We start from the raw sequence: 6,482 nt of genomic DNA, 5'->3' as shown, positions 1-6,482 counted from the left end.
GGCGGGAAAGCAGGGGGCGGGCGCCCGGGGGAGTGCCGTTGACGAACCGCTCGCGGTACTCTCGCAGAATGACTGCTGTGGTGATCGGGGATGCCCTGATCGATGAGATCCGTGATGCGTCCGGCGTGCGCGAGCTGGTCGGGGGAGCCGCTCTGAACGTCGCCGTCGGCCTGTGCCGGCTGGGCGTGGAGACGACCCTGATCGCGATGGTCGGCGACGACGAGGCGGGCCAGCACATCCGTGAGTACCTGCGCGACCACGGGGTGCGGCTGATCGACAGCCCCGCTCCGCTCGGGTCGTCGAGGGCGGTGGTGACGTGGTCATCCGCCGGCGAACCGCAGTACGCCTTCAACGAGGCGGCCCGCGGCCGTAGCATCCGGTACGGCGACGAGGCGCGCGAGACGATCTCGACTGCCGATGTCGTCGCCATCAGCTGCTTCCCGTTCGATCGGCCGGACGAGGTGGATGCGCTGGTCGACGCCCTGCAGGATGCCCGCATCGCCGTCGATCCGAACCCTCGCAGCGGCATGATGGGCGATGTCGCGGAGTTCGTGCGCGGGTTCGAGCTCCTCGCCGCCAGGGCGGAGCTGGTGAAGGTGGGCGCCGATGACGCGACCCTGCTCTACGACGGTGACATCGATGCGCTGCGTGGCCGTCTTCGGCGGCTCGGCGCGGGCGCGGTGCTCGCCACGGCGGGTGCCGCCGGCGCGGTGCTCGAGACCGACGCGGGTGTCTTCCGCGCCCCGATCGCGTCGCTTCCCGGGCCGGTGGTCGACACCGTGGGCGCGGGCGATGCGACGCTCGCGGCCGTCGCCGCGGGGCTGTCGCAGGGCGAGCCGAGGACGGACGCCGAGTGGCAGCAGCTGCTCGATGACGCGATGCTCATCGCCGCCGCGACCTGCCGTGCGGAGGGCGGCCTGCTGCGCACGCCGGAATCGCTGCAGGAGGCGGAGCGCGGCGTGTTCGGCAGCTGATCTCTCGATTTCTCACCGTCGCCGGTGACCGGTATGCTTGATCTTCGCGCCCCCGGTTGGCTGAGAAAGCCGGACGGGTGTGCACTGGCAAGTTGCCCGAGCGGCCAAAGGGAGCTGACTGTAAATCAGCCGCGTAAGCTTCGGGGGTTCGAATCCCTCACTTGCCACACACTGACCGAAGGCCCTCGCATCGCGAGGGCCTTCGTCGTTCCGGAGCTGCTGACCGCGGTGACGCCGGCTCAGCCGACGTGGCGCACGAGAATGCGCCAGCGCTCGGGGCCCTCGTCGAGGTAGCGGGTGTGGAAGGTGTCGCCGTGCTTGCCACGCAGCTGGGTCAGCAGCGGCACCGGGTCGTGCGTCGCCGAGATCACGAGGGCGGCCCCGGGCTGAAGCGACTCGATCGCCCCGAAGATCGCCGCATGGCGCACCGCGTGCGGGATGGCCTGCGCGTCGAGCTCGGGCAGCTCTTCGTCGTGCCCGCCGCAGGCGCATCCGGTTCCGCCGGGCATCTGCGTCGTGGCCTCCGAGCGTGACCGGTGGATCTCGATGCTTCCCATGATTTTCTCCGTCTCTGCGAGGGTGTGGCTACCTGGCTGATTTTATTACACTGGATACCGTGGAAAATGCACAGACGGCCGGAGAAAAGCGTGCGCGCCTCGGCGACGGCGGCCGGCACTCGTCGACCCGCGAGCGGATCCTCCGCGAGGTGGAGTCGCGCACCTCGGCATCCACATCCGACATCGTCGCCGCCACCCGGCTGCACGAGAACACCGTCCGCGAGCACCTCGAGCGCCTGCGCCTGGAGGGACGCCTGCGCCGGGTTCGCGCCGAGGTGCAGGGCCGCGGGCGCCCGGGCTGGCGGTGGCAGGCACCACCCGCCGACACTGTGAGTCCCTACGCCGGGCTCGCGCTCACGCTCGCCGACACGCTCACCCGCGTCGCCGCCGATCCGGTGGGCGAGGCCCGGGCGTCGGGTGAGCGGTGGGGGGCGGAGGTCGCTGCCCAGCATCTGGATGCCGCGGCCGCAGCCCGCACGATGGTCATCGACGTGATGCGCGAGCAGGGCTTCGCGCCGGTCGACGACGGCGACGGGATCCGGCTGCACCGCTGCCCTCTGCTGTCGGCTGCGGCTCGCCGCGCCGAGGTGGTCTGCGCGGTGCACGAGGGGATGATCGCCGGCATCCTGCGCTCCCGCGATGCGACGGCGGATGCCACGCTGCTGCCGTTCCAGGCCGACGGCGCCTGCGCTCTGCACCTGCGGACGGCATCGTGACCACCCCGCGTCCGGCCTCCTCGCTCCCGGCCGCCCCAAGCTCGCCGGCCTCGCGCCCGGCCGTCGAGAAACCGGATTCTGCGAGAGCCACCGCCCCGCGTGTGGTTTCCCACGCAGAGCGGGGTTTCTCACACAGCGCGGGACGCGGTTCGCACAGCGCGGCACGCGGACGCCGACCCGCGGCACGCGGCCGCCGGCCCGGGTTCCGGATGTTGTGGATGCTGCCGGCCGGCCTCGCCCTGCTCGCCGGGCTCGACGCGGGCCTGCTGCTGCTCGGCCTGCCGGCGCCGGTCACCGCCGAGCGCCTGCCCGCCGTACACGGCATGCTTCTCGTGCTCGGCTTCGTGGGCACGCTGATCAGCCTCGAACGAGCCACTGCTCTCGCGCGCCCGCTCGGCTACGTCGCGCCGGCCCTGCTCGGTGTCGGCGGCATGCTGCTCGTCGTCCCGGCCGTGCCGCTGGCCATCGCCAAGATCGTGCTCGCCGCGGGCACGGCATCCGTCCTTCTGCTCTACATCCCGCTGTGGCGCCGCCAGTACGACCACGCGCTGCTCACCCAGCTGCTCGCCTCGGGCCTCGCGCTCTCGGGAGCGCTGATCTGGATCGGCCAGGACACGATGACGCGCGTGATCCCGTGGCTGATCGGATTCCTCGTGCTGACCATCGCCGCCGAACGCGTCGAGCTCGCGCGCATCACGATGGGGCCGCAGGCCGGCATCCGGCTTCTCGTGCACGGCTGGGCGGTGACCGCCGCGCTCGTCGTCGGACTCGTCTTCCCCGACACCGGCGCCATCCTGCTCGGTCTCGCGTTGCTCTCGCTGACCGGCTGGCTGGTCGCCCACGATGTCGCGCGCCGCACGATCCGCGCCACGGGCGTGACGCGGTACATGGCCGCGTGCATCCTCGCCGGGTACGTCTGGCTCGCGGTCGCCGGGCTGGTGCTGCTGCTCGGAGCGCCGCAGGCGCAACCCGCCTACGACGCGGTGATCCACGCGATCTTCCTCGGCTACACGTTCTCGATGATCATGGCGCACGCTACGACGATCCTGCCCGCCGTGCTGCGCATCGCCCTGCCGTACCGCCCCGCGTTCTGGGCGCCGATCGCGCTGCTGCAGGTGGCGCTCGTCGTGCGGGTCTGGTTCGGCGACGGGCTCGGGATGCCGGTGGCGTGGCGCATCGGGGGAGTCCTCGGCGTCATCGCTCTGCTGCTCTTCGTGCTGACGGCGGTGGGCAGTGCGGTGCTGGGCGGCGCGGTGCGGAGCAAGGCTCCCGCGGTCGCAGCACCCGCATCCGGCGATGCCGCCGCACGTGAGGGAGGCGCACGATGACGAAGAACCGCGGATTCTGGCCTATGCGCGACATCCCTACGGTGCTGTGGCTGCTGCTCACGGTGATCGCCGCTCTCGCGCACCGCGCGCTGCCCATGCCCGGCTGGCTCATGATCCACCTGCTGCTGCTCGGCGCCGTCACGCACGCGATCCTCGTGTGGAGTCAGTACTTCTCGTTCGCGCTGCTGCGCCGCGCGGCGACCGACGTTGACCGCCGGCGCCAGAGCATCCGGCTGATCCTGTCGAACGGTGCCGCCGCGCTCGTGATCACCGGCGTGCTGAGCGGCATCTGGGCGGTCACCGTGGCGGGCGCCGCGGCGCTGATCGTGGCGGTCACCTGGCACGCGGCGACGCTGGTGCGCCGCATGCGCGGCAGCATGCCGGGCCGGTTCGGTCGCACCATCCGGTACTACATCGCCTCCGCGGCGCTGCTGGCGATCGGCGCCGCCCTCGGCGCGTGGCTCGCCCGCGGCGATGCCGCGTCGAACCTCGTCGTCGCCCACGCCCTGATCAACGTGCTGGGCTGGATCGGCCTCACGGTCGCAGGCACGGTCGTCACGCTGTGGCCCACCATTCTGCGCACCCGGGCCGATGAGGGGGCTGCGGCCGGGGCATCCCGCGCCCTGCCCGTCCTCGCCGGGGCCGTCGTGGTCGCGGCGACCGGTGCCGCCCTCGAGCAGCTCGTCGCCGTGGCCGCCGGGCTCGGCGCGTACCTCGTGGGGCTCGGCATCATCTTCTTCTCGCTGTTCCGCGCCGCGCGTCAGAAGGCGCCGCGCAGCTTCGCCGCCCTGTCGGCGGCAGCCGCCATGCTGTGGTGGGCGGGCGCCGTCGCCGCGGTGGCCGTCGGCGCGATCGTCGCCGCTGTCGACGGCGGCGGCTTCGAGGCGCTCGACGCGCTCTTCGGTCAGGTCGTGCCCTATCTCGCCGCGGGATTCGCAGTGCAGGTGCTCGTCGGCGCGCTGAGCTATCTCGTTCCCGTCGTGCTCGGCGGAGGCCCCACGCCCGTGCGCGTCGGCACGGCCGGATTCGACGCGGCAGGGATTCTGCGCGTCACCGTCGCCAACGCTGCGCTCGCCGTCTGCGCGCTGCCGGTGTCGAGCCTGATGCGCGTGGCCGCATCGATCATGTACCTGGTGGCGATGGCGTCGTTCCTCGTGGTGATGTGGCGCGCGATGCGCGCGCAGCGACGGGCGAAGGCCGCGCCCGGTCTGCCCGACGGGGGTCTGCCCACGATCGACCGCCCCGACGGGGGTCTGCCCGCGATCGGCCGGCCCGGCGGCGGCCGGCGCGCGGCCGGCCAGGCCGCGGCCGGTCTGACCGACGGCGGCCGACCCGACGGCGGTCTGCCCGACGGCGGTCTGTCGCGCAGGCACGGGCCGATCGTGCCCGAGGGTGCTCAGCCGCCGGGACGCCGTTCGGGGCAGGCGGTCGCGGGTCTGCTGTCGGTCGTCCTCGTCGCGGCGGGCCTCGCGGCGGCCGATCCGGTCGGGCTCGGCTGGGGTGCGGCTCCGGTCGGGGCGGCGGATGCTCCGGTGCAGACCGTGCAGGTCGAGGCGGCGAACATGCGCTTCACGCCCGACCGCATCGAGGTGCCCGCGGGCACCCGGCTGGTGATCGAGGTGACCAACACCGACGACGAGCAGGTGCACGATCTGGTGTTCGCCAACGGCATTGCCGGCGGCCGCCTGGCACCCGGCGAGAAGGAGACCATCGACGTCGGCGTGATCACCGCGGATCTCGACGGCTGGTGCTCGATCCTCGGGCATCGGCAGATGGGCATGACTCTGCAGATCGTCGCGACCGGCTCTGAAGCCGCCTCCGGTGCGAGTCCGGATGCCGGTGCGAGTCCGGATGCCGGTGCGCACGGCATGGGCCACATGGGCGGCGGCACGGCCACCGGGTCGTCGACCGCTCCCGACCTCATGGCAGAGCCCGGCCCCGGCTTCGACCCGATCGATGCCGAGCTGCCCGCGCTTCCGGCATCCGATTCTCCGATCACCCGCGAGCTGACCCTCACCGTCCGCGACGAGAAGCGCGAGGTCGCGCCGGGCGTGACCCAGACGCTGTGGACGTACAACGGCACCGCGCCGGGGCCTGTGCTGCACGGCAGGGTCGGCGACCGGTTCGTCATCACGCTCGAGAACAAGGGCACGATGGGTCACTCCATCGACTTCCACGCCGGCTCGCTTGCGCCCGACCGGCCGATGCGCACCATCCCGCCCGGCGAGAGCCTGACGTACACGTTCACCGCCACGCGCGCCGGGATCTGGATGTACCACTGCTCGACCATGCCCATGAGCACGCACATCGCCAACGGCATGTACGGCGCCGTGGTGATCGAGCCCGCAGGGCTGGCTGCGGTCGACCGCAGCTACGTGCTCGTGCAGGGCGAGTACTATCTCGGCGACCACGACGGGGGCACGGTCGACCCCGACCGCATCGCGACGCGCAACCCCGACCTCGTCACCTTCAACGGGTACGCGAACCAGTACGACTACGCGCCCCTGCCGGCGCGGGTCGGCGAGCGGGTGCGCATCTGGGTTCTGGATGCCGGGATCGAGCGCCCCAGCAGCTTCCACGTGATCGGAGGCCAGTTCGACACGGTGTGGGCCGAGGGCGCGTATCTGCTGGACCACGCGACCGACACCGGTTCGCAGGCGCTGGCGCTGCAGCCGGCCCAGGGCGGCTTCGTCGAGCTCAGCTTCCCCGAGAAGGGCACGTACCCGTTCGTATCGCACCTCATGATCGACGCCGAACGGGGAGCACACGGCCTGTTCGCGGTGGACGAATAGCCGCACCGCCCGCCGCCGCCCGCCGCTCGGTCGCGCGGGGTGACTGACGAATCGGGGGCCGACACTCCAACGGTCGTCCGTTTCCCCGTGATCGGTCCGACATCTGGAGCTGTCT

General features: G+C 72.2%; 5 protein-coding genes and 1 tRNA gene. 5 read left to right on the top strand and 1 reads right to left on the bottom strand.

The window, feature by feature from the left end:
- Positions 1 to 68 precede the first annotated feature (68 nt).
- Both BFN01_RS14380 and BFN01_RS14375 read left to right on the top strand, forming a co-directional pair.
- Positions 69 to 974 (top strand): PfkB family carbohydrate kinase, encoded by a 906-nt coding sequence (locus BFN01_RS14380; protein WP_071645012.1) that lies wholly within the window; start codon positions 69 to 71, stop codon positions 972 to 974.
- An 86-nt stretch (positions 975 to 1,060) separates the two neighbouring features.
- Positions 1,061 to 1,141: transfer RNA gene (locus tag BFN01_RS14375), tRNA-Tyr, on the top strand.
- 72 nt (positions 1,142 to 1,213) lie between these two features.
- Here BFN01_RS14375 and BFN01_RS14370 read toward each other — a convergent pair.
- Positions 1,214 to 1,531 (bottom strand): DUF2249 domain-containing protein, encoded by a 318-nt coding sequence (locus BFN01_RS14370; protein WP_071645011.1) that lies wholly within the window; start codon positions 1,529 to 1,531, stop codon positions 1,214 to 1,216.
- A gap of 59 nt (positions 1,532 to 1,590) precedes the next feature.
- Here BFN01_RS14370 and BFN01_RS14365 point away from each other — a divergent pair, with 59 nt between their 5' ends.
- From BFN01_RS14365 to BFN01_RS14355, 3 genes are all read left to right on the top strand, one after another.
- Positions 1,591 to 2,247 (top strand): hypothetical protein, encoded by a 657-nt coding sequence (locus BFN01_RS14365; RefSeq protein WP_083428845.1) that lies wholly within the window; start codon positions 1,591 to 1,593, stop codon positions 2,245 to 2,247.
- Positions 2,248 to 2,465: 218 nt separating this feature from the next.
- Positions 2,466 to 3,575: a hypothetical protein gene (locus BFN01_RS14360; RefSeq protein WP_071645010.1), complete on the top strand. Its 1,110-nt coding sequence runs from the start codon at positions 2,466 to 2,468 to the stop codon at positions 3,573 to 3,575.
- On the top strand, positions 3,572 to 6,367 hold the full coding sequence (locus tag BFN01_RS14355; protein ID WP_071645009.1) for a multicopper oxidase domain-containing protein: 2,796 nt from the start codon (positions 3,572 to 3,574) through the stop codon (positions 6,365 to 6,367). Before BFN01_RS14360 ends, BFN01_RS14355 begins: the two co-directional genes overlap by 4 nt.
- Positions 6,368 to 6,482: the final 115 nt, after the last annotated feature.

This window comes from Microbacterium sp. AR7-10 (assembly GCF_001878835.1).
Taxonomy (GTDB): domain Bacteria; phylum Actinomycetota; class Actinomycetes; order Actinomycetales; family Microbacteriaceae; genus Microbacterium; species Microbacterium commune.
This window is presented reverse-complemented; position numbering and strand designations above follow the sequence as displayed.